This is a genomic window from Mycolicibacterium xanthum (assembly GCF_019710635.1).
Lineage (GTDB): Bacteria > Actinomycetota > Actinomycetes > Mycobacteriales > Mycobacteriaceae > Mycobacterium > Mycobacterium xanthum.
This window is the reverse complement of the sequence record NZ_JAIFZS010000046.1, coordinates 1-20,254: the sequence shown is the minus strand read 5'-3', so window position 1 is coordinate 20,254 and position 20,254 is coordinate 1. Positions and strand designations below refer to the sequence as shown.

At 69.5% G+C, this 20,254-nt stretch carries 25 protein-coding genes and 1 riboswitch; of the genes, 11 read left to right on the top strand and 14 right to left on the bottom strand.

Annotated elements, in window-relative coordinates; genetic code table 11:
• The first annotated feature begins 216 nt into the window (after positions 1 to 216).
• Genes JDV09_RS18100 through JDV09_RS18090 form a run of 3 tightly spaced genes read left to right on the top strand, consistent with a single transcriptional unit; the run spans position 217 to position 1,789 of the window.
• Positions 217 to 486: a hypothetical protein gene (locus tag JDV09_RS18100; RefSeq protein ID WP_221370534.1), complete on the top strand. Its 270-nt coding sequence runs from the start codon at positions 217 to 219 to the stop codon at positions 484 to 486.
• Between the two features lie 46 nt (positions 487 to 532).
• Positions 533 to 1,318 carry an NAD(P)H nitroreductase gene (locus JDV09_RS18095; RefSeq protein ID WP_221370533.1) on the top strand — a complete coding sequence of 262 codons (786 nt, stop codon included), beginning with the start codon at positions 533 to 535 and terminating at the stop codon, positions 1,316 to 1,318.
• A gap of 48 nt (positions 1,319 to 1,366) precedes the next feature.
• Entirely contained in the window at positions 1,367 to 1,789 is a 423-nt protein-coding gene (locus JDV09_RS18090; RefSeq protein WP_221370532.1) for a pyridoxamine 5'-phosphate oxidase family protein, read from the top strand.
• Between the two features lie 9 nt (positions 1,790 to 1,798).
• On the opposite strand, the gene JDV09_RS18085 is transcribed toward JDV09_RS18090, so the two are convergent.
• From JDV09_RS18085 to JDV09_RS18065, 5 genes are read right to left on the bottom strand one after another with little or no spacing between them, the layout of a single operon-like run.
• Positions 1,799 to 2,296, bottom strand: coding sequence for a hydrogenase maturation protease (locus JDV09_RS18085; protein ID WP_221370531.1), 498 nt, complete (start codon positions 2,294 to 2,296; stop codon positions 1,799 to 1,801).
• Positions 2,280 to 3,746, bottom strand: coding sequence for a Ni/Fe hydrogenase subunit alpha (locus JDV09_RS18080; protein WP_221370530.1), 1,467 nt, complete (start codon positions 3,744 to 3,746; stop codon positions 2,280 to 2,282). The genes JDV09_RS18085 and JDV09_RS18080 overlap by 17 nt, the downstream gene beginning before the upstream one ends.
• Positions 3,747 to 3,756: 10 nt before the next feature.
• Entirely contained in the window at positions 3,757 to 4,386 is a 630-nt protein-coding gene (locus tag JDV09_RS18075) for an NADH-quinone oxidoreductase subunit B family protein (RefSeq protein WP_221370529.1), read from the bottom strand.
• Positions 4,383 to 5,096, bottom strand: coding sequence for a 2Fe-2S iron-sulfur cluster-binding protein (locus tag JDV09_RS27305; protein WP_221370528.1), 714 nt, complete (start codon positions 5,094 to 5,096; stop codon positions 4,383 to 4,385). Before JDV09_RS27305 ends, JDV09_RS18075 begins: the two co-directional genes overlap by 4 nt.
• Positions 5,093 to 6,835 carry an NAD(P)H-dependent oxidoreductase subunit E gene (locus JDV09_RS18065; RefSeq protein WP_221370527.1) on the bottom strand — a complete coding sequence of 581 codons (1,743 nt, stop codon included), beginning with the start codon at positions 6,833 to 6,835 and terminating at the stop codon, positions 5,093 to 5,095. The genes JDV09_RS27305 and JDV09_RS18065 overlap by 4 nt, the downstream gene beginning before the upstream one ends.
• Positions 6,836 to 7,028: 193 nt before the next feature.
• Here JDV09_RS18065 and JDV09_RS18060 point away from each other — a divergent pair, with 193 nt between their 5' ends.
• Genes JDV09_RS18060 through JDV09_RS18050 form a run of 3 tightly spaced genes read left to right on the top strand, consistent with a single transcriptional unit; the run spans position 7,029 to position 8,281 of the window.
• Positions 7,029 to 7,577, top strand: a complete 549-nt coding sequence (locus JDV09_RS18060; protein ID WP_221370526.1) for a peroxiredoxin-like family protein — start codon at positions 7,029 to 7,031, stop codon at positions 7,575 to 7,577.
• Positions 7,578 to 7,603: 26 nt separating this feature from the next.
• Positions 7,604 to 7,957: a DMT family transporter gene (locus JDV09_RS18055; RefSeq protein WP_221370525.1), complete on the top strand. Its 354-nt coding sequence runs from the start codon at positions 7,604 to 7,606 to the stop codon at positions 7,955 to 7,957.
• A gap of 3 nt (positions 7,958 to 7,960) precedes the next feature.
• Entirely contained in the window at positions 7,961 to 8,281 is a 321-nt protein-coding gene (locus tag JDV09_RS18050; protein ID WP_221370524.1) for a DMT family transporter, read from the top strand.
• A gap of 22 nt (positions 8,282 to 8,303) precedes the next feature.
• Here the strand turns inward: JDV09_RS18050 and JDV09_RS18045 are convergent, their stop codons facing one another.
• Complete coding sequence (locus JDV09_RS18045; protein ID WP_221370523.1) at positions 8,304 to 8,489, bottom strand: hypothetical protein; 186 nt, start codon at positions 8,487 to 8,489, stop codon at positions 8,304 to 8,306.
• 109 nt (positions 8,490 to 8,598) lie between these two features.
• Positions 8,599 to 9,438, bottom strand: a complete 840-nt coding sequence (locus JDV09_RS18040) for an SDR family oxidoreductase (RefSeq protein ID WP_221370522.1) — start codon at positions 9,436 to 9,438, stop codon at positions 8,599 to 8,601.
• 135 nt (positions 9,439 to 9,573) lie between these two features.
• Here JDV09_RS18040 and JDV09_RS18035 point away from each other — a divergent pair, with 135 nt between their 5' ends.
• The 4 genes from JDV09_RS18035 to JDV09_RS18020 are packed head-to-tail and all read left to right on the top strand — an operon-like array spanning position 9,574 to position 12,408.
• Positions 9,574 to 9,960 carry a YidH family protein gene (locus JDV09_RS18035; protein ID WP_221370521.1) on the top strand — a complete coding sequence of 129 codons (387 nt, stop codon included), beginning with the start codon at positions 9,574 to 9,576 and terminating at the stop codon, positions 9,958 to 9,960.
• 13 nt (positions 9,961 to 9,973) lie between these two features.
• The gene (locus JDV09_RS18030) at positions 9,974 to 10,300 is read left to right on the top strand and encodes a DUF202 domain-containing protein (RefSeq protein WP_255605563.1); all 327 of its coding nucleotides are present in this window, start codon (positions 9,974 to 9,976) and stop codon (positions 10,298 to 10,300) included.
• 50 nt (positions 10,301 to 10,350) lie between these two features.
• The gene (locus JDV09_RS18025) at positions 10,351 to 11,595 is read left to right on the top strand and encodes a cytochrome P450 (protein ID WP_221370519.1); all 1,245 of its coding nucleotides are present in this window, start codon (positions 10,351 to 10,353) and stop codon (positions 11,593 to 11,595) included.
• 27 nt (positions 11,596 to 11,622) lie between these two features.
• Positions 11,623 to 12,408 carry an alpha/beta hydrolase gene (locus JDV09_RS18020; RefSeq protein WP_221370518.1) on the top strand — a complete coding sequence of 262 codons (786 nt, stop codon included), beginning with the start codon at positions 11,623 to 11,625 and terminating at the stop codon, positions 12,406 to 12,408.
• Here JDV09_RS18020 and JDV09_RS18015 read toward each other — a convergent pair.
• From JDV09_RS18015 to JDV09_RS17990, 6 genes are all read right to left on the bottom strand, one after another.
• A complete protein-coding gene (locus JDV09_RS18015) occupies positions 12,399 to 12,965 on the bottom strand; it encodes a TetR/AcrR family transcriptional regulator (protein ID WP_221370517.1) in 567 nt (188 codons plus the stop codon). The genes JDV09_RS18020 and JDV09_RS18015 overlap by 10 nt on opposite strands.
• A gap of 42 nt (positions 12,966 to 13,007) precedes the next feature.
• Entirely contained in the window at positions 13,008 to 13,760 is a 753-nt protein-coding gene (locus JDV09_RS18010; RefSeq protein WP_221370516.1) for an ABC transporter permease, read from the bottom strand.
• Positions 13,757 to 14,476 (bottom strand): ABC transporter ATP-binding protein, encoded by a 720-nt coding sequence (locus JDV09_RS18005; protein ID WP_221370515.1) that lies wholly within the window; start codon positions 14,474 to 14,476, stop codon positions 13,757 to 13,759. Before JDV09_RS18005 ends, JDV09_RS18010 begins: the two co-directional genes overlap by 4 nt.
• On the bottom strand, positions 14,473 to 15,030 hold the full coding sequence (locus JDV09_RS18000) for a TetR/AcrR family transcriptional regulator (RefSeq protein ID WP_221370514.1): 558 nt from the start codon (positions 15,028 to 15,030) through the stop codon (positions 14,473 to 14,475). Before JDV09_RS18000 ends, JDV09_RS18005 begins: the two co-directional genes overlap by 4 nt.
• Before the next feature lie 414 nt (positions 15,031 to 15,444).
• Positions 15,445 to 16,122: an energy-coupling factor ABC transporter permease gene (locus tag JDV09_RS17995; RefSeq protein ID WP_221370513.1), complete on the bottom strand. Its 678-nt coding sequence runs from the start codon at positions 16,120 to 16,122 to the stop codon at positions 15,445 to 15,447.
• A gap of 106 nt (positions 16,123 to 16,228) precedes the next feature.
• Positions 16,229 to 16,396, bottom strand: a riboswitch (cobalamin riboswitch).
• 109 nt (positions 16,397 to 16,505) lie between these two features.
• The gene (locus JDV09_RS17990) at positions 16,506 to 17,504 is read right to left on the bottom strand and encodes a glycoside hydrolase family 6 protein (protein ID WP_372452955.1); all 999 of its coding nucleotides are present in this window, start codon (positions 17,502 to 17,504) and stop codon (positions 16,506 to 16,508) included.
• 72 nt (positions 17,505 to 17,576) lie between these two features.
• On the opposite strand from JDV09_RS17990, the gene JDV09_RS27300 reads away from it, so the two are divergent.
• On the top strand, positions 17,577 to 17,960 hold the full coding sequence (locus JDV09_RS27300) for an ACT domain-containing protein (protein ID WP_221370511.1): 384 nt from the start codon (positions 17,577 to 17,579) through the stop codon (positions 17,958 to 17,960).
• Positions 17,961 to 17,986: 26 nt separating this feature from the next.
• Here JDV09_RS27300 and JDV09_RS27165 read toward each other — a convergent pair.
• The coding region (locus JDV09_RS27165) for a cellulase family glycosylhydrolase (RefSeq protein ID WP_221370510.1) at positions 17,987 to 20,254 on the bottom strand (2,268 nt) is incomplete at its 5' end.

Sequence of the window (20,254 nt, the reverse complement as noted above, 5' to 3'; positions counted from 1 at the left end):
ACACCTGCTGCACAGTGCATTCTGCAACGATCCTGATAATTCGGTCCGGCGAGCAGGCCCATCAACCCATTGAACCGTCCCAGGCCCACACCAGCCGTCACAGCAAGCTCAACCGCAAGAGCGGTTACCACCTACCCCACGAGACCCGTTCGACACCAGCCACCTAGGGGCTGTCGACCGCAGTGCGGGGGGCTGGCCCGGAGCTAGCTTCTGATCATGAAGCCTGAATGGAAAGCCTACGAATACAGCTACCGTATTCACTGGTCCCCGGACAATCGCAGGTACGTGGCCTCGGTGGCGGAGTTTCCGGCCATGCAGTCCACACCGGAGGTCACTCCGAAGGCGGCGCTCGACGCGCTGATGACCGACGTCGTCGCGAAACTCGCGCAACTCGACGGTGACGGCCAGTCATTTCCCGCCGCCGAGCCCGTCACCGGCGCCGAGGCGCTCAAACCACCGGCCGGCTGGTTCGGCTCCCAGCCCTGACCCTCGACGACCCTTGACCCTCGACGACCCCTGACCCTCGACGACGATGAGCGCGCCATTCCCCGACACCGCGACCGTGCAGGCCGCGCTGTCGCTGGCGGACCGCGCACCATCGATGCACGAGCCGCCGCCATGGCGATGGCACGTGGACGACAACCGCCTGCACCTCTACGCCGATTCCGGGGCCCGGTCGCACGCCGATCCCGATGGCCGCGACCGGGTCGTCAGTTGCGGTGCGTCACTGCATCACTGCGTGATCGCCCTGGCGGCACTGGGGTGGCGTGCCCGGGTCCGCCGGCTACCCGACCCCACCGATCCGGGGCATCTGGCCGCACTCGAGGTGTGCCCGGAGCCGGCCACCGCCGACGACGTGGCGCTGGCGGACGCTGCCCGGCGGCGCACCACCGACCGTGGCCCCTACCGGGACCGGCCGGTTCCCGTGACCACCATCGCCGCCATCGCCTCCCGGCTCACCCCGTGGGGTGTGACCGTGCGGGAGGTGCATTCGGTGTCGAGGGTCCGCAGTGTCGTGGCCGGGGTCAACGCCCCGAGCGGTGGCACCACCGGCCTGGTGGACGAACTCGACGGAGCCGAGGATCACACCGTGCTGCTGACGCTGGGAACCGCCAACGACCGCGCACTGGCCCGGCTGCATTCCGGGGAGGCCACCAGCCTGATCCTGCTGCGCGCCACCATGGCCGGATTGTCGACCTGCGCCATGACCCGGCCGTTCGAGTTCGCCGACACCCGCGAGATCGTGCAGCGCGAGGCGTTCAACGACCGGGCCTCGCCCCAGGTGCTGGTACGGATCGGATGGCCCGCCCGCGGCTGAGGCCGTCAACGACGTGCGCGACCCGATCGGCGGGCGATAGGCTGAGTCGTGCCCTCAGAGGATCCGATCACCGTCCTGACCGAAGCCGACTGCTGGGAACTGCTCGCGGGTGAAACCCTCGGCCGGCTCGCCACCAGCCCTGCTGGGAAACCCGAGATCTTCCCCGTCAACTACGCCGTACAGGATCACACGGTGCTGTTCCGCAGCGCGGAGGGCACCAAGCTGATGTCCACGGTGATCAACGACGAAGTCGCCTTCGAGGCCGACGGGCACGGCGACACCGGCGGCTGGAGTGTCGTGCTGAAGGGTCACGCGCGGTTGCTCGAGGGAGCCGCCGAGATCGCGGAGGCCGAACAGGCGCCGCTGCGGCCGTGGGTGGCGACGCTCAAGCTGCGTTTCGTTCGCATCGTCCCCACGGAGATCAGTGGACGTCGTTTCGTGTTCGGTCCGGAGCCCGACCGCTTCGGCTGAGTCCCCGCGTCAGCGCGCGGCCGTCGGGTATCCGGCGAGCACGGCGCCCACCGCGCTGTCGAGGTTTCGCTGTGCCGGTGCGGTCAATCCCTCCCGCAGTTCCCATTGGTAGCCGCGGATCGCCAGCACCCGGCAATCGGGGACGTGTCCGAAACACTGCAGGGCGGTGGCCAGCACCGAAGAGACCGACAGGGCGTGTGAGGTGAAGCTGAGATCCAGCTTCTGCTGCGGTGTGCTCAACGCGAACCGTTCCACCGCGGCGTCTTTCGTGGCGTCGACGAACAGCACGCGGGTGTACCGCTGGATCAGGTCGGCGTCCTCGAGGTTGAGCTGGTAGGTCCGGCGCAGGGTGGCGCCGACCGGACGCCGGGTCTGCTCGAGGCGATCGATGAACGCCCACCCGAGCCCGTCGTCCTCCCGTCCGGAGTTGCCGATGCCGTAGACCAGCGACGCGGGGTCGTCGAGAAACTCCGGTGGCAACGGGGCGCGGTCAGCGGACCCGCTCATCGAGCACCCGCCCCTTGCGATCGAGCACCGTCACCGTCAACGGCATCTGCCCCAGCGCGTGCGTCGCGCAGCTCAGACACGGGTCGTAGGCACGGATGCCCACCTCGATGGCGTTCATCATCCCCTCGGTGATCACCGCCTGGCCGGCCAGGTACTCCTCGGCCACGCTGCGCACCGTGCGGTTGAGCACCTGGTTGTTCTGAGTGGTGGCGACGATCAGGTTCGCGAACGTGATGTTGCCTTCCCGGTCGGCGCGATAGTGGTGCAGCAGGCTGCCCCGGGGTGCCTCCACCACACCCACGCCTTCGCCGACCCAGGCGTCGGCGCCGGGCGAGACGACCAGATCGTCGCGCTGGATGTCGGGATCGTTGAGCAGGTCCCGGACCACCTCGGCGGCATGGATGATCTCGATCGTGCGCGCCCAGTTCGTATGCAGGGTCATGTTGTTCGCCCGCCCGCCGGTGTAGGCGTGGAACCGCTCCAGCGCCTCGGCCGCCATCGGGGTCGGCAGGCTGCGGGTGACGTTCATCCGGGCCAGCGGCCCCACCCGGACCGACCCGGCGTCGCGGCCGAGTGCGGTCAGGTACGGGAACTTCATGTAGCTCCACTTCTCGATGCCCTCGGAGAAGTGGTCGAGGTAGTCGCGGTAGTCAAACTCCTGTACGACTTCCTTGCGGTCGTCGACGACCTTGAGCCGGCCGTCGTAATAGTCGACGTCGCCCTCGTCGTTCACCAGGCACATGTTCAGCGTGGGCACGACGGCGAACCCGTCGACCTCGCTGCGGTGCTTGTCGTGGAAGTCGTAGAACATCTGCAGGCCCAGCTGCGCGTCCTCGATCACCTGATCGACCGACGGCAGTCCCTCATCGCCTTCCAGGAAGCGCCTCACGTCGGCCGCGGTGAGGCTCTTGTTCACCCCGCCGGGCACCGAGGAGATCCCGTGCATCCGCTTGCCGAAGACGGTCTCGATTACCTCCTGGCCCCATTTACGCAGTCGGACAACACGTTTGACCAGTTCCGGGTTTGCCTCGATCAGGCCGATGAAGTTGCGCTGCTCGGGTGCCGCGTCGATGCCGAACAGCATCTCCGGCACCACGAGGTAGAAGTACGCCGTGACGTGGGACTGCAGCATCTGCGCGTAATGGCCCAGCCGCCGCATCTTCAGTGCGGTCGGCGTCAGCGCCGTTCCCGACGCGGGACCGACCCCGATGAGGTCGTCGAGAGCCTTGGCCCCGGCGAGATGGTGACTGACGAAGCAGATCCCGCAGATCCGCTGCATCAGCACGGGCGCCTCCCAGTACGGGTGGCCCTGGATGAACCGCTCGTAGCCGCGGAATTCGACGACATGCAACTTGGCGTCGGTCACGTTGTGGTTGTCGTCGAGTTCGACCACCACCTTGCCGTGCCCCTCGATGCGGGTGATGGGATCGATTACCAGTGTGGTCGCCATGAGTTGCCGATCATTCGAAGTGGTTGAGCGACTTGGGCAGGTTCACCGGCCGCCCGTTGACCAGGTCGTCGAGGACGGTGAGGATCGCGTCCGCGTCGGGTGGGCAGCCCGGGATGAAATAGTCCATCTTGACCACCTCGTGGCACGGGCGGACGTTGTTGGTCAGGATCGGGATCCGGCGGTGGTAGGGCACCACCGGCCCCGCACCGGGCGGCACCGTCGGGGAGTCGACGTAGGCCTCGGCCAGACAGTCCTTGAGCCCCACCATGTTGCGCATCGAGGGTACCCCGCCCCAGATCGCGCAGGCGCCCACCGAGATCAGCACGTCGCAGTTCTCCCGGAAGTGCTGCAGCGTCTCGATGTTCTCGTCGTTGGCGACCCCGCCCTCGATGAACCCGATGTCGCACCTCTCCGGGATGCGCTTGATATCGGTGAACGACGAACGCAGGATGGTGATCTTGTCGAGCAGATCGATCATCCGCTCGTCGATGTCCAGCAGCGACAGGCTGCAACCCCAGCAGCCACACAGGCTGATCATCGAGACCTTGATCTTCCCGGCGCGTTTGGCGGCCAGCTCCGGGTCGAACGGGGTGGCCGGAAGTTCGTGCGAGGCGAACTCGTTGGTGTCCGGGGCGGTCATTGGTTGTGCCTCCGTGAGGATTCGAGCGCCCGGTCTTTCACCGATTCCACATCGAAGCGCCTGGAGCCGATGGGCTCGTCGTAGCCCACGCCCTTCTGCAGGATCGTGCCCACCGGACAGATGTCGACCGCCTCGCGCACCTGTTCGGGGGGCATCTTGTCGGCGAGTTCGGCGTCGATCTCGATGCGCGCATGCGTACCGCGGCCGCTGATGGAGAAGATCTTCTTGCCGGTCTCGCGATCGCGAATGAACTCGACACAGCGCTGACAGAAGATGCAGCGGTCGCGTTCGAGCCAGATGTTCTGCGCCGCATGGTCGTTGACCCGTTCAGGAAACTGATACGGAAACGGGGAGGACACCATGTCCACCTCGTAGCCGACGGCCTGCAGCGTGCAGCGGCCGGACTTCTCGCAGCTGGGGCAGTTGTGGGTGCCCTCGGAGAACAGCATCTCCACCAGAGCCTTGCGGGCCGCGGTGGTCTCGGGGTCGTTGACCTCGACGCGCATCCCGTCGCTGACCTGGACCGCGCAGGCCGCGGTGACCCGGCCGTTGACCTTGACCGAGCAGACCCGGCAGGTGCCCAGCGCGGGGTGCTCGGGGAGATAACACAGCGTCGGGATGTACACGCCGGCCTCGGCGGCCACGTCGACGAGGGTCCGGCCCTCCTCGGTGGTGACCGGGGTGCCGTCGATCTCGATCCGGATGCTCACAGCGACTCCTGGGGGGCGAGTTGGGCGGCGGCCTCGGCGTGCGCGGTCAGCTCGGCCTCCGGGTCGAACGACGGCAGCAGGTCACCGAGAGTGGCCCGGGGTTGCACCGAGTAGATCTCGGGGAACTTGACCATCGTGGTCAGGATCGGGTTGGGCGAGCAGGCGCCGAGCCCGCACCTGCTGGTGCGCGCGACGACCCCGCCCCAGGCGGCCATGTCGTCGAGGTCCGAGGACGCCGCCTGTCCGGTGGCGAACAGGCGGACCTTCTGGCGCAGCATCACGCTGCCGGCCCGGCACGGTACGCAGATGCCACAGGACTCATCGACGAAGAACTGCATGAAGTCGCCGACGACGTCGAGCAGGTTGCGGTCGTGGTTGAACACCATGAACGACCCGTTGCAGCACAGGTCGTCGTGGGCCAGCGCCCGGGCCCCGTCGGCGGCGACCGACGCCATCTCCCCCGACGGACCGCCGATCTGCACCGCGCGCGGGTTGTCCGCACCGACGAGGTCCAGCACCTCGTCGAGCTTGACTCCCCACTCGACCTCGTAGACGCCCGGGGCCGCGCAGTCCCCGGAGACGCTGAGCAGCCGGGTACCCGTCGATCCGGCGACCCCCATGCCGGCGAACCACTCGGCGCCCTGCTCCAGGATGCGGCTGGCCGCAGCGAACGTCTCGACGTTGTTGACCACCGTCGGATGGCCGAGGAACCCGTTTTCGACCGGGAACGGCGGCTTGAGGCGAGGGGTGCCGCGTTTGCCCTCGCACGATTCGATGAGCGCGGACTCGTCGCCGCAGATGTAGGCCCCGGCACCCATCTGGATGCGAATGTCGAACCCGTCGCCGAGCACCCCGGCACCCCGCAACGCGGCAAGCTCGTCCTCCAACGACTCCCGCAGGTAGGCGTACTCGGCGCGCAGATAGATGATGCCGTGCGCGGCGCCGACCGCGTGGGCCGCGATCGCCATGCCGGCGAAAACCAGTCCCGGCGAGTGGCTGAGCAGCACCCGGTCCTTGAAGGTGCCCGGCTCCCCCTCGTCGGCGTTGCAGACGATGTATTTCTCGCTGTCTGCCGCCGCCCGGCACGTCTTCCACTTGGTGCCCGTCGGGAAGCCCGCCCCACCGCGGCCGCGCAGCCCCGAGTCGCTGATCACGGTGATCACGTCGTCGGGCGTCATGGCCCGGCAGCGCTGCAGCAGCGCGCCGTAGTCGGTCAGGCCGCTGAAGAAGACCGGTCCGTTGGTGTACACCGTGCTGTCGGGCGGGCCGGCGATCTGCCCGGGTGGAACCCCGCTCTTCAGCTTGGCGATGATGTCGGCCACCGACTCCGGCGTCAGGTCGGTGAACACCACGTCGTCGATCAGCATGGCCGGCTCGTGGTCGCTCTGCCCGACGCAGGCGGTCTCGAACAGGCCGAACTCGGCCGTCCCCGGTTCACCGAACCGGGCGCCGGTCGCGTGCTCCAGCGCCTCGTACACCTCGCGGTGACCACGCATCTTGGCGATCACCGTGTTGCTGAGGTAGATGCGGTGCCGACCCGACGGTGTGGTGTGGAAGAAGTGGTAGAACGTGGCCGTCTCCAGCACGTCCTCGACCGAGAGCCCGAGCCGGTCGGCGATCGCCGCGGCGTGCTCGGCCGAGATGTACCCCGCTCCGCGCTGGACTGCCCACAGAATGTCGATGAGCGCGGTGCGCTCCCCCCCGCACCCATAGAGATACGTTGCAATATCGAAGGTCATCGATGTTCCCAATCGACTCGTCCAACGTGTCGGTCCGTCGTGGCGCGACGGTGGTCACGTCCACACTGACGCGGCGGTGTGCGGCCAAGCTATCACGCTGGACAGGCCCGCGCGCGGTGCGCTGACGCCTGCTTCAGCCCGCCAGAAGATGGCATCCGAACCACATTGCCGACCGGCGTGGTGTACTGCGAACATGCCCGTTCTGCACGTCGGCGACGTGGTCGCCGCCCGGCGGCTCGACGCGATCGACGGCACCGAAGTCCCGGTCCCCGACCCCACCCGGCTGGTGCATCTGCAGTTCCGCCGGTTCGCCGGATGCCCGATCTGCCATCTGCACCTGCGCTCCGTCGCACGCCGCCACGACGAGATCCGGGCCGCGGGCGTCGTCGAGGTCGCCGTCTTCCACTCCGCCGCCGACGCCCTTCGCAAGCACCAGTCCGACCTCCCGTTCGGCGTCGTGGCGGACCCCGAGCGCGTGCTGTACCGGGAGTTCGGTGTCGGGTCCTCCCCCGCTTCGATCGCGCACCCCCGCGCCTGGCTCGCCGCGGTGCGCGGAACGAGACAGCAGCGCTCGCCGACCGCCGGAATGGGGCGCGGCGAAGATCACTTCGGCCTGCCCGCCGACTTCCTGATCGGCCCGGACGGTGCGCTGCTGGCGGTCAAGTACGGCAAGCACGCCGACGATCAGTGGTCGGTCGATGACATCATCGCTGTGGCGAGCCGCCACGGCCCGCCGGGCTGACCGAGACCCCCGGAGGGCAGACGACCATGACATGGCTGTACCTGGTCGGCGCAATCCTCTGTGAGGTCGCGGCGACGCTGTCGCTGAAGGGCTCGGCCGACCTGCCCGCGCTCTACCTGGTGGTCGTCGCCGGCTACGTCGCGTCGTTCTACTTCCTCATCCTCGTGCTCAAGAACGGGATGGGACTCGGGGTGGCGTACGGCATCTGGGGGGCGGCGGGCGTGGCGCTCACCGCGCTGCTGTCGACCCTGATCTTCGGTGAGGCGTTCACCCTGCTGATGGGCATCGGTCTGGTTCTCGTCATCGCCGGGGTGTTGCTGGTCGAGACCGGCGCCCACCCCGAACCGCCCGGTGCCGATGCCGCGCCGGAAGGCGCGTGACCGGTGCAGTACCTGTTCCTCGTGCTGGCCATCGGGTCCGAGGTCGTCGCAACGCTGAGCCTGCGTGTCGCGGCCCACGGGCGCCCGAAACTGTATCTGCCGGTCGCCATCGGCTACGTGTTCGCCTTCGCCATGCTGACCGCGACCCTGCGGGAGGGCATGCCGTTGGGGGTGGCCTACGGGATCTGGGCGGCGGCGGGTGTGGCGATCACGGCGATTGCTTCGCATCGCCTGTTCCACGAGGCGCTGACCCGGCGGATGCTGGGTGGCATCGCCCTGATCGCGGTCGGGGTGCTGCTCCTCGAACTCGGCGCCGGGCACTGATCTCCCCGCGGCGTTGGCCGTGTCACGGGTTCCGGCCCACAGTGCGACGGCGGTGAGCGCGACGGGCCACCACTCCGCCGAGGGATTCCGGTACCGCCAGCGCGGCGACGGTGATGCCGATCGCGACGGGGATCGCCAGCGCAAGGTAGTAGAGCAGCTCGGCGAGGACGGCGCCGAAAGCCGGTGACGGCGGGGCGGTTCCAGGCATCGGGGGACTCCTCGCGTCGGTCGTCGATGGCTGACGCCCACGCTAGGATCGGCGGATTTGGGTGGCCTGTTAACGGACTGTGCCGATTTCCTGAGCCGGCGGGCGCGGCTCAGCCGCCGGCGGCGGCCTTGCGCGCGCGCTCCCGCATCGAGGCGATGACCCCGCCGTCGTTGAGGATGTCGGTGCCGGCGAGGTAACCGGCTTTCGCGCTGGCGCAGAACGCCAGCAACTCGGCCATCTCCTCGGGTCGGCCCCAGCGCGGGACCGCGGCGTCGGTGACCATCGCGCCGGCGCCGTTCTGCTCCTCCAACCGGCCCATCTCGGTGTCGATCGACCCCGGCGAGACCGACAGGATGCGCAGTCCCCTGCCGTTGAACCGCTCGGCCTGCGCGCTGCTGTACCACATCACGAACCGCTTGCTCAGCGCGTAGGCCAGCCCGGAGCGTGCGTCCTCCGGAACCACCTCGCACACCGACGACATCTCGGCCATGAACCGGTCTTCGTCGGTGAGGGCGAGCGGGAAGTGCTGCGTCGGGACCATCTCGTCGGGCAGCATGTGCCCGGCCATCGACGCGACGTTGACCAGCGCGGCGCCCTCTCCGGCGGCCTCGAAGAACACCTCGCCGACGTTGACGGTGCCGAGCGCGTTGGTCCGCATCACGTAGTCGGCGTCGCCCATGGCGGGGCTCACGCCGGCGGTGTGGATCACCGAGGCGAGGGTTCCGAGCGCCGCCGCCGCGGCGAACAGCCTGCTCACCTGGGTGCGGTCGGTGACGTCGCAGTTGACCCCCGTGACCGTGGACCCGCGCCCGGAAAGCGCGGCGACCGCCGCGTCGAGGCGGTCCTGCCGAACGTCGCACAGCACGACCGCGTGGTCGCGGGCGACGATCTCGGCGGTCGCCGAACCCATTCCCCCGGCGCCGCCTGTGATCACCGACACGTTGCTCATATTTAGACCGTATAACCGAGTCGGCCGACCGTGACAGCCAGGGTCTGCCGCCGTGTCTGGCCGTAGACCTCGGCGGCGTATCTCCGATAGCCTGCCGACCGACAGACCGCCCCGCCGAAGGAGTCCGCTGCACTCATGAGCCCGCCGGAACAGCAGAGTGCCTCCGACCCGGGCGATGACGAGCAGGAACCGGACTACCGCTTCACCCTCGCCAACGAGCGCACCTTTCTCGCGTGGATCCGGACCTCGCTGGCGCTCATCGCAGGGGGTGTCGCGCTGGTCCAGTTCGTCCCGTCCTTCGGTATCGCCGGCGTACGGCACGTCCTGAGCCTGCTGCTCACCGCCGGCGGGGGCATCCTCGCCGCGTTGGCGGTACGCCGGTGGCAACGGATCCAGGCCGCCATGCGCCGGCACGACGATCTCCCGCCGACCCGGATCCCGCTGATGCTGGGGGTGGCGATCTTCGCCGTGACGGTCGCCGCGCTCGTCATCCTGCTCGTCTGGCCCCCGGACGGCGGCTGACGTGCCACGGCCGATGCCGGACAAGCCCGGGCTGCAGACCGAGCGCACGCTGATGTCCTGGGAGCGAAGCGCGTTCGGCTTCCTGGTCGGCGGCGCACTGGTGCTGATGCGGGAGTCCGGACCGCTCGAGGTGGGACGCACGGCACTGGCGCTGTTGGCCGGTGTGCTGGCCCTGCTGGTGCTCGGCCTCGGCTACCGGCGGTCGCGGCGAGCGCAGCTCACGCGGAGCGTGCACGGGCACGACGTGGTACCCGAGCCTCGCGCCGAAGTCCTGCTCCTCGGTTACGGCACAGTGGTTTTCGCCCTGGCCATCATCATCGTCCTGGTGCTCTCCGCCTAGGTTTGACCGTTCCCCACCGCCGGGCTCCCCGGCGGGGATAGGTTCGGGCGATGGTCGACAGCGCACTGGACATCGCCGGTGTCGATCTCACCGACCCGGCCACCTACGCGGCCGGAATGCCGCACGACGCGTTCCGCGAGTTGCGCCGCCGCGCCCCGGTCGCCTGGCATCCGCACGGTGACGGGCCCGGCATCTGGGTGCTGACCCGCCACGCCGACGTCGTGGCCGTCTCCCGCGACAGCGTCACCTGGTCGTCGCAGGCCACCGGGGTGTTCTTCGACGTCCCCACCCCCGAGGACGCCTACCAGCTCGGCCTGATCATGCTGACGATGGACCCGCCCCGGCACACCGCGCTGCGCTCCCTGGTCAGCAAGGGTTTCACCCCTCGCCAGGTCGCCCGCCTCGACGGGCATCTCGCCGACATGGCACGCACGATCGTCGACGACGTCATCGAGCGCGGCGAATGCGACTTCGTCACCGACGTGGCCGGCGCGCTGCCGTCCTACGTGATCGCCGAACTGCTCGGCATCCCGCTGGAGGACGGTCGGCGCCTGTACCGGCTGACCGAGACCATGAACAGCGGCGTGGTGAACTCCGACGACGTGCGGCGGGCCCAGCTGGAGATGTTCGAGTACGCCACCGCGCTGGCCGCGCGGAAACGGGCCGAGCCGGGCGACGACATCGCCACCTCGTTGCTGCACGCCGAGGTGGACGGTCAGCGGCTCACCGATCTGGAGTTCAACCTGTTCTTCCTGCTGCTGATCAACGCCGGCGGGGACACCACCCGCAACCTGGTCGCCGCGGGCACCCTGGCCCTGATCGAGCATCCCGACCAGCGGGCACGACTGCTCGCCGACCCCTCGCTGATGCCCACCGCGATCGAGGAGATGCTGCGCTACGTCAGCCCGGTCACGGTCTTCGCCCGCACCGCCACCCGGGACACCGAGCTGCACGGGGTGCCGATCGGTGCCGGTGAGCGTGTCGCGATGTTCTATCCGTCGGCCAACCGCGACGAAGCGGTGTTCGACGATCCCGACCGGCTCGACATCGGCCGCGACCCTAATCCGCACCTGGCGTTCGGCGGCGGCGGGACCCACTTCTGCCTCGGCGCCAACCTCGCCAGGAAGGAGGCCGCCGCCATCTTCCCCGAGGTGCTCACCCGGATGGCCGAGCTGCGGCCGGCCGCGCCGGTGGAACGGGTCCGGTCGTCGCTGATGAACGGTATCCACGCCATGCCGGTGACATTCACCCCCGCACGGCGGCTGACGGATGCGCCCCCCACGTCGGTGCGCTGAGGGCGGTCGGCAGCCGAGAGGGAGCACATGCTCGAGCTCATCGCCAAGGGGTCGGTGACCGCCGACCACCCGGCGCCCCTGCTGTTCGTGCACGGCGCCTGGCATGGCGCATGGTGCTGGGACGAACACTTCCTCGACTACTTCGCCGGTCGCGGGTATGCCTGCTTCGCACCGAGCCTGCGCGGGCACGGCATGAGCCCCGGCATCGAGCGGCTGCGCTGGACACGGATCCGCGACTACGTCGACGATGTCGCCGAGACGGCGGCCCGGCTCCCGGCGCAGCCGATCCTGATCGCTCATTCGATGGGCGGTTTCGTCGCCCAGAAGTACCTGGAGCGGCACTCCGCCGCCGGGGTGGTGCTCCTCGCCGCCGTGCCGCCCGGCGGCGTGTTACCCACCACGTTGAGCATCGCGCGCCACCACCCGCGGGAGTTCGCCAAAGCCAACCTGTCGATGCGGCTGGCACCGTTGGTGGCCACGCCGGAACTGGCGCGCGATCTGTTCTTCACCACGACCACACCGGATTCCGATGTCCGCGAGTGTCAGCGACGCCTTCAGGACGAGTCCTACCGGGCGTTCCTGGACATGCTCGCACTCGATCTGGTCGACACCGACCGCGTCGAGCGCATTCCGATGCTGGTGCTGGGGGCCGAGCTGGACGCGATCTTTCCCCCGGCGCGGGTGCACCGTACCGCCGCGGCGTATGACACCGCGGCCGAGATCCTGCCCGGCATCGGTCATGACGTGATGCTGGAACCGGGCTGGGAAGCGGTGGCCGGGCGGATCGGGAAGTGGCTCGAGAATCAGGGCTGATCGAGGATCGCGGCCATCGCGGCCGCGGTCGCCGCCCGCAGCTCGTCGTCGCCGACCTCGTCGAGCCCGAACGCACTCTGCAGCAGCGGGCGGAACAGGTACCAGCCGAGCTGCAGGCCGGCGATGTTGGCCGCGGCCAGCCGGGCCTCGCGGTCATCGGTGAACCGCGGCCGGACCCGCTCGAGCAGCAGGTCCAGGTTCGGAAAGCCGGACTGCAGCTCGCCCACCGGATACCCGTCGAGGATGACCCGCGCGACCACCCTGGTGTGCAGCATCAGCGCCTGTTCCAGCTCGGCGCCGCCGACCTCATGCTCCACCAATGCGCTGATCCGGCCCGCCAGGTGATCGAGCACCGCTCCGACCAGCTTGTCCTTGGTGCCGAAATGCCGAAAGACCAAGCCGTGGTTGACTTTCGAATGGGCGGCGACCTGACGGATGGAGGTTGCCGCGGGCCCGCGCTCGGCGAACAGTTCCGACGCCGCCTCCAGCACCGCCGCGGCCACCTCCTCGCGACCGAACGGCGTCGACGACCCGTCCGGCGCCGGCTGTGTAGCCACATGGCTACAGTAGACGGCGCGCGGTGTGCCGGGCAGGCTGCCTCACCGAGTGAGCTGTAGGCGGGCCCAGCTGACCAGGGTCAGCGATGCGGCCGCCCCGAGCAGCGGGACCAGCAGGGCCAACTGCGCGACAGAGACCCCGTCGCCGCCCGACATCGCCCACAGCGCGGGCGCGGCGACGCTGAACCAGCCACCGGCACCGGCGATCACGGCGACCTGCGCGGCGATGACGAGCCCGATCGCGCAGACGATGCCGACCAGCAACGACCGGCCGACCGTGGCGGCCCATGCGACCGGTGTGGCCACCACAGCGGTGAGGACCCCGAGTACGAATTGCCTGGCCAGGCCCGCCAGCGCAGCGGCGGGCGGAAACCCCAGACCCAGGGTCAGCCCGCCCGCGACCAGCGCCACGACGATGACCGCGCTGACGACGACCGACCACATCAGGAACACCAGCAGTTTCGCGGCGGCGATCGACCGGCGCGACACCGGGAGGGCGAACAGGCCCGTGATGGTGCCGTCGACGAACTCCCGACCGAACATCCAGCTGAGCACGACGCCGAAACCGAGGAGCCCGCCCGCCCCGGTGATCTGTGCGGCACCGGCCAGCAAGCCCGCCCAGGTGTGCTCGGCCGCCGGGCCGAGCTTGGCCAGCACCTGCGGGTCGGACGACCGGGCCGCCATCGACATCGCGCAGCACAGCACCGGGATTCCGAGCCCCAACAGGGCGCTGCCCGCGCGGCCCACAGGCGCCCGGTAGAGCTTGATCGCCTCGGCGGATACGGCCGCCCTCATCGGCCGACCAGTTCGTCGTCGGCGCGCACGGTCGCGAAGAACACGCGCTCGAGGTCGGTGGTGTCGGGATCCAGTCGCTTGATCAGGCGGCCACCGTTGAGCACCTCGATGCGATCGGCCACCCTGGCGACCTCGTCCAGATGATGGCTGCTGACCAGGACGGCAGCACCGTCGGCGGCCCTGCGCCGCAACACTTCCCGCAGCAGGATCACCCCGGCCGGATCGAGCGAGTTGGTCGGTTCGTCGAGGATGACGATCTTCGGCTCGTGCTGCAGCGCGGCGGCCAGGCCCAGCCGCTGCCGATTGCCCAACGACAGCCGCCGGGCCTTCTTGTCGGCGTGGGCGACCAGATCGAGGTCGGCCAGCACGCGCTCGACCACCGCACCCGGGTCGGCCCCGTGCAGTCGCGCGGCCAGCCGCAGGTTCTGCCGTGTGGTCAGCTCGCCGTAGGCCAGCGGATACTCGACCAGATGACCGACGCCGGCCCAGACCGCGGCGGGCACCTTCGCCAGTGGGATTCCGCCGTATTCGACGACCCCCGACGTCGGGCGCAGCATCCCCAACACGAGCCGCATCAGCGTGGTCTTACCCGCCCCGTTGAGCCCGACCAGCGCGACGATCTCACCGGCGTTGAGCTCGAGGTCGACACCGCGAATCCCGCTGCAGTCGGCGAACTCCCGGGTGACCCCCCGCAGGGCCACTGGTGCGGCGCTCACCGCGCACTCTCCATGATCGCGGTGGCGCGGGCGATCGAGTCCGCGAGCGAGCCGGTGCCGTTCTCCGCCCACGCCAGCACCGCGGCGTTCAGCGCCGCCACCGCGGCGGCGGCGGCGATGTCCGAGGAGACACCGTCGCCTCCCCGCGCGCGCAGCGCAGCGGCGATCGCGCGTTCCGATACCGCGGTGCCCTGTGCCATCAGCGCGCGCAGTCGCGGGGTCAGGGCGGCGATCCGGATACGGTCGCGCACCTCGTCCTCCTCGGGCTGGGGCAGGGCCGCCCAGGCCTCCCGGACACCCCGGGCGACCGCGGCCAGCATCGGCAGCGCCGGTGGCTGGCGGGCCACGGCATCGGCGATCAGCGGGTCGTAGGGATCGTCGATGAGCACGCTCTCCTTGGTGGCGAAGTGCCGGTAGAACGTCATCGGCGTGACACCCGCTGCGGCCGCGATCTGGCTGACGCTGGTCTCCTCGAACCCCCGGCGGGCGAACAGGTCCAGCGCCACCTGCGCGAGTCGCTCGCGGGTGCGCTGAGCCTTGGTTCCCACCGTCACGACAGAAATGTTACTCACTAACATTCCATTTTCAAGAGCCGGGATTCGTCGCATCTGCCACGTGGGTGAGTCCTGCATCAGCGTCGGCACATCGACTCGTCCATGACCAGCGGCTGCACTGCCTGACCACCGGCGACCGGCGGTTCGACTTACCCTTCAGCCCATCGGCGGCAGGACGGCGGCGCCGTTGTGGCCACCCATGATGCCGACGGCGACCTCGAAGCGCCGAGTTGCTACTGGCGACAATGGATTTCACCGCGAGAAAGCTGCGGCGCTGCGCGCTGGCGTCCGCCGCTCACCGACCCGGGCGAGCTGCGCGTGCTGCCGGCTGCATGACGCCTGCCGCCAAACGGCCTACCGAGAAGGCCGCGCCGGGCGCCCGCGATCCGCAGGCGCCCGCGGCGCGGCGCCCGGTCAGGCCGGGTGGTAGAGCCGGTACTCGAACACGCCCGTGGACGGCAGCCGGTGCAGCGCCTTGGCGCCGGCCAGCACGGCCAGGTCGGCCACCGGCTCGATGACGATCACCGACAGGTAGGCCACTCCGAAAACCGCGATACTGCTGACGGTTTCGGCACTGAAACCCTGTCCGTACAGCGCCCAGAAGGTCACCCACGACACGATTCCGGCCTGGTATGCGGTCGACAGCGCGAGTGCCTGACGGTATTTCAGGCGCACGTAGGGCGTCTCCGGCGCGATCACCTTGCCGGCCACGAACTGCAGTGCGAACAACGGCACCAACAGCGTCGTGACGTTCATCCCGTACTGCGGCAGGTCGAACGGAGCGAAGAGCAGGCCCTGGATCAGCAGACCCGTGGTCAGCCCGACGGCCGCGGGCGCCGCGCCGAAGACCAGGAACAAGGTGGAACCCAGGATCAGGTGGACTTCTGACACCCCCACCGGGAAATGTGGCAGGACCTGGAAGAAACACAACACCAGCAGGGTCGACACCAGCGACCCCAGCAGCAGCGATCCCGGACCGCGGTCCTTGACATGCTTCCAGGCCAGCGTGAGTCCGTAGGCCCCGGCGCCACCCGCGCTGACATAGCTCAGGACGATCTTTGAGCTTTCGACGATCCCCGGTTCAATATGCATCGCACTACCTTTCGACGAACCAGTGCGCATCGCCCGGGGTGCCGACACCGTCATCCACCCGATCCGCGAGGCGATGCGCCGCCGGGCGCGGCGCGCCCGGCGCAGCCGGCAGGTCTTCGGACTCCCAGGCGTGCACCGTCGGCGCTTCTACTGGCCGCCTCTTCCCAGCCCGTACAGGCCAGTGCCAATGGCGGCGGTCGTTCCTGATCACCGCTGCGGGTCAGTCCCGGATTCCCACCGGGTTCCCTCTCGCGGCGGGTACATCGACCCACCGCTCGATGCCGGGACCCGGTTGGGGTCTCGGCAGACCGACTGCGCTCCGGATGCTAGCGCACCTGCCGAACACGGCCCCAGTCACAGGCACAAGACCTGCTGAGCCGGAGCTAAGCCCAGCCGGCGTTGCTGGCCAGGTCGATCGCGTACTGGCTGACGAACCGGCCCGCCGACGGCTCTCCGCGGCCGCATGATCCGTCCGACTCGCCCGGACGCTTGACCCACAGATAGGCATCGGCGTGCGGGCCGGCGGTCGCCGTCGTGGGTGCGGCGCCCAGCGCCCGGCCGGTGGGGTTGCACCAGGCGTCCGAGCCGAGCGGCCCGGCGCCGTTGCGCGACGTGTCGATCACGTAGTTCGAACCGTTGGTCAGCCCCGAGATCGCCTCGCCGTAGCCGATCTCCTCCTCGGTGGTGAAGAAGTTGGCGGTGTTGAGGCTGAAGCCCCGGGCCTTGTCGACACCGACCTGGTTGAGCCGGGCCGCCATCTCCTCGACGCTGACCCATCGCGAGTGCCCGGCGTCGACGTACACGGCCGTGGCCGGATTGCGGGTCAGCGTGTCCACTGCGTAGCGGATCAGGTCGAAGCGTTCCTGGCGCTGGCCGTCCGACAGGCAGTCCGCCATGGCCAGGGCGTCGGGTTCCACGATGACCGCCGCCGGTCCGCCGCCGATCGCCGCCGCGACGCCGTCGATCCAGGCCCGGTAGGAATCGGCCGACCCGAACCCGCCCGCGCCGAAGTTCCCGCAGTCGCGATGTGGGATGCCGTAGAGGGCCAGGATCGGCGTGGTGCCGGCGGCCTGTGCCGCCGCGATGTACGCGGCGTCGACGGCGGGGGTGGACAACGCGTCCATCCAGTACCCCTGCGGCGTGTTGGCGATCGCGTCCAGCTGCGGGTTCGGCGGCTCTGTGCCCCGGGCGGCACGCATCGCCGCCGAATCGGGGTTGACATAAAACGCCGCTCCGGCCAGCGGGTTCGCCTCACTGGCCAGGCGCACCGATGGGGCGACGGCGCTCGGCAGCGGTTCTGCGGTCACGCCGGCCGCGACGACGGCGGCTACCGCGACGAACGGCGCGGCCCACCGCGCGGTCGCACCAAGGACTGAGGAGATCACCCCGAGGAAATTAATGCCGCGCGTCAATATGCGCCAGTCACGGGGGCTGTGGGGCGGCAGAATCGCCCCGTGTCCCAGCTCCATGTCGAACACCTGCCCGGCACCTATGTGATTGCTCAACTACCGCCCGGCACCCCGCACCCACGGCCGGTCGGCGCGTTCTGGAGCGTCATCGGGACGCCGGAGGAAACCAGCGTCGTCTGCCTGGACGAGCACCGCCCCACCGGCGCCGTCGCGCAGGACTCGGGCTGGGCGCTGCTGCGGCTCGGCGGCACGTTCGAGCTGGACCTGGTCGGTGTGCTGATCCAGGTTCTCGCCCCGCTGGCCGCCGCCGGGATCGAGATCTTCGCGCTGTCCACCTACAACACCGACTACCTGCTCATCCGATCCCATCGCGTCGACGACGCCCGCCACGTACTGGTCGATCACGGGCATGTGTTCAACGGCTGCTGAGGAGCGTCACGCTCTGCTGAGGACCGTCACGCTGCGGCGGCGGTGACCGTGACGGTGACGGTGTCGGCGCCGACGTCGGAGGCGATCACCAGGACCGGGTCGTCGGGGGCCGAGACGGCGTGCCCGCCGGTCACACTCACCTGATAGCCGTCGGGATACCTGATGGCCGGAACCGCGATGACGGTGTACGAGCCGGCGGGGAAATCTCCCGAACCGTCCGCCTTGTCGGTGCTGTAGGCGAATTCCCACCGCCCGCCGGTGGCCGCCACCGACAGCGGCGTGCCGGCGACGATCTGCGCATACGGTCCGGCAAGGGTGGCCAACTTGTCGGAGTCGACGTTGTCGCCGACCGGCGGCCGGCGCGGGTCGAAGACCAGCCATTCGGTGTCCGGCGATCCGGTGATGTCGCCTTGACCGGTGTAGGCCCATTCCGACCAGCCGATCAGGTTCTTGTCGGCGATCGTCACGTGATACGCGATGTTCGAGTTCAGGTCGGTGGCCCCGAACTCGGTCATCAGCAACGGAATGCCGTGGGCCTGCGCGTACGACTGCGCGTTGCGGACGATCGCGACGACGCTGGGCAGGGTGCCCAGCGGCCCCAGGTAGATCTGGCCGTAGGCGTGGAACGCCAAGGCTGTGTGCTCGAAGTCCACCGTACCCAGATGGGTGGGAGTCAGACCGAAAATGGCGGTGCCGTCCGGCTCGAACAGCACCGGCGTCGCCGCGTCGACCGAGCGGATCGCGGAGGTGACCTGGTTGTAGAACGGGGTCAGGCGCTGCCGGTCGAAGTAGGGGCTGCCCAGCAGGCCGGGCAGGAAGAGGTTGCCGGCGTGCGGCTCGTTCATGATCTCGTAGCCGGCCACGCCCGGATCGTCGGCGAAGTAGTCGGCGACGTGCTGCCACATCAGCGCGTAGTGGTTCTGCAGCCCGACTCCGTCGGCCGCTTCGGCGTTGGTCCAGAAGGCGTCCCAGGCGTGGTTTCCCGCGGGATTGAAGAAGATGCTGGCCGGGAACGGCAACAGGATGTTGGTGGCGCCGCCGGTCTGCACGGCCCAGTCGGGTGCGCCTTCGCCACCCGTGACCGTGCTGTACGCGTCCTGATGCATGTCGAGCACGCTGACGATCCCGTGGGCGGCGAGGATGCCGACCGTCTGCGCGATCGAGGCCAGATAGGCGTCGTCGTAGACACCGGGTTCCGGCTCGACGGCCGACCAGATGATGCCCAGCCGCACGCTGTTGAAGCCGTTGGCGGCCAGAAAGGCCGCATCGTCGTCGTCGAATCCGATTGCGGCCGGTGCAGCTGGCGGGACTTTGTACACCATGTTGAGCCCGTGCATGATCACGACTCGCCCGTCAGCATCGGTGAACCAGGTGCCCGCCGTGCTGATGGCCGGTCCGCCGGTCGGCGTTGCGGGTGGGCCGGCCGGTGACCCATCGGCGACGCTACCGAAGCTCCCGACCGCGCCGTGCACACCGAACCTGGCCGCGTTGCCGCCCGCACCGCCCAACGCCGGCAGCCGGCCGGGGTCCCCGCCGACCCCGCTGGGGCCCGCGTCGCCCCCGTTTCCGCCTCGGCCGAACAGGTGCCCGCCGTCCCCGCCGTCCCCGCCGTGACCGCCGTCGGCCCCGGCTCCACCGCGGCCACCGGGGCCGCCGATTCCGAACCACCAGCCACCCACGGCGCCGCCGGGTCCACCGTCGCCAGCGATACCGCCCGGGGCGTCACCACCTGCGCCACCCGGTCCGCCATTCCCCATCAGTGCGCCGCCCCGTCCGCCGGCGCCGCCGGCCGCACCCGGGCCGCCCCGGCCCCCGGCGCCGCCGACGCCGAACAAGCCCGCATCACCGCCGCTACCACCGGCCACACCGGCCTCGGTGCTGTTCCACCCGACACCGCCGTCGCCGAGTAGCCACCCCGCTTTGCGGCCTTCCGGATCTTCGGCAGTGCCGTCCGCGCCGTTCCCGATCACATACGAGCCGAACAGGCCGTTGATGAAACCGTCCACACACTGGCCGAGATCGCTGGTGATCCACAGCTGGGCCGCAGAGTGTGCCAGCATGAACACGAACTGCTGGAACGACCCCGCACTGGCGGGACCTGCCGCTGCGGGCACCGCTGGGGTGACGACGGTCGCTTCCTCAGAGATATCGACATCCACGTCGGTCTCGGTGGGACCCGCTTCGACCTCCGCAGGATCCCCGGCGACCACACCGACGTCGCGGCTCGTCGATCGATCGGGGCCGAAGTCCGAAGTGGCCACCGGGTGCGCGATTGCGGACTGCTCGGGGACTCT